2 protein-coding genes are annotated in these 1748 nt (G+C 50.0%); both read left to right on the top strand.

Annotated elements, in window-relative coordinates:
* On the top strand, positions 1–1142 hold a 1142-nt coding region (locus tag KDK17_RS13075; protein ID WP_257288236.1), incomplete at its 5' end, for a hypothetical protein.
* Between the two features lie 111 nt (positions 1143–1253).
* The coding region (locus KDK17_RS13070) for a hypothetical protein (RefSeq protein ID WP_257288235.1) at positions 1254–1748 on the top strand (495 nt) is incomplete at its 3' end.

Genomic DNA, 1748 nt, shown 5'->3' with positions numbered 1-1748 from the left:
TTTGCAAACCTGTTAACGGGGTCGCCTTAGATTCAATGGTTGTAGGGACAATCGACAAAAACGTCCCTGCCGGGCAAGCCATTTGCAACTTGATCATAATCGAGGAGGATGGCCAGCTGCTGCAATGTGGGAAGGTCTTCAAGAATGCTAAAGGCCTTTGGTCTCATAGGAGAGGATACCACTCCGGGCATCAAACCTGTGAAGCGAACGTAATCGGAGAGGATGGTCAGCCGCGGCCGTGTAGAAAGGTTTTCAAGAATACTAACAGCCTGTTGGTTCATAGAAGCGGATACCACACCGGGCAACAAACCTGTAACGTGACCGTGATATTGGAAGATGGCCAGCCCCGGCCATGCGGAAAGGTCTGCAAGAATGCCCAAGCCCTGTCGCATCACAAAAGCAGAAACCACACGGGGCAAAAAACCTGTGATGTGCCCGTGATCGGGAAGGGGGGTCTGCAACGACCCTGCGGGACGGTCTGCAGAAATGCCGCGGCTTTGTCCACCCACAAAAGCGGACAGCACTCTGGGAAAAAGACCTGTGACGTAAACATAATCGGGGAGGATGGCCAGCTGCAGCCATGCGGAAAGGCCTGCAAAAATGCCGCACACCTGTCCAACCATAAAAGCCGACAGCACACCGGGCAAAAAACCTGTAATGTAACCGTGATCGGTAAGGACGATCAGTCGCGGCCATGCGGAAAGACCTGCAACAATGTTCAAGCCCTGTTGAATCACAAATACAGAGACCACACCGGGCAAAAAACCTGTAACCTGATTATGGTCGGGGAGGATGGCCAGTCGCGGCCATGCGGAAAGGTCTTCAAGAATTCCAGAGTCCTTTCGAGTCACAAAAGCGGATACCACAGCGGGCAACAAACCTGTGATGTGAACGTGGTCCGGGAGGATGGCGAACCGCAGCTATGCGGGAAGGTCTGTAAGAATGCTCAAGTTCTCTGGGATCACATAAGAATAAAACACACCGGAAAGCAAACCTGTGACGAGACTGTGGTTGGGCGGGATGGCCATTCGCGGCCGTGCGGAAAGGTCTGCAAGAGTGCTAAAGCCCTGTTGAACCACAAAAGAATACATCGAAAACGCAAGTCTCCTGTTGTGGATCAGGACGATGACCTCAGTCCTTGATCTGAAAATCAACCTTTCATGAGGTTTTCTTGATCTATTCTTGCTCTGTAAAAGCCAGAATCGAAGGATAGATTTATTAATCACTCACTCTTTGCGACACTGCGGTTGCGGTTGCTGTTACTGACGCTGTCTGTCGTCTGTCAGGCCGAAACGTTGACAGAACGTTTTATTGTCGACCTTGTACAGAGTGCAGTTTTTCCAAATCAGAGCTTTTCTATGAAGTTTGATCAGCAAACATTACCGGACAAACTCTCACAAATTCCCGACAAAAAGGGCTATTCAGAACCTGATTTGTTATCTGATAGCAAACCACCCAGACCTGACAGTGGCGAGATGAAAACGACCATCATTGAGCCGGTTACATGGCAATGGCTTTACGACACGAATCTGCTGATTGCTTTTGAACTGGTTCTTAATACCATAGATACTTCACTATGCTCCAACCCTCATTCAGGGATAACTGTAAAAGTGGCTGCCGCTGTCGCTTCGCTTTTAAAAAGCGATTGGAACCCCGATTCACCGACGTTTAACTCGATGGAAACCCGGGGGGTGAGTCAGGATCACCCGTTTGCGATCACCACTATGATGCCTGGCTCTGGACACAAC

Source organism: Endozoicomonas sp. SESOKO2 (genome assembly GCF_024606245.1).
Taxonomy (GTDB): Bacteria; Pseudomonadota; Gammaproteobacteria; order Pseudomonadales; family Endozoicomonadaceae; genus Endozoicomonas_A.
The sequence above is the reverse complement of the archived record's forward strand: the minus strand, read 5'-3'. Positions and strand labels throughout refer to the sequence as shown.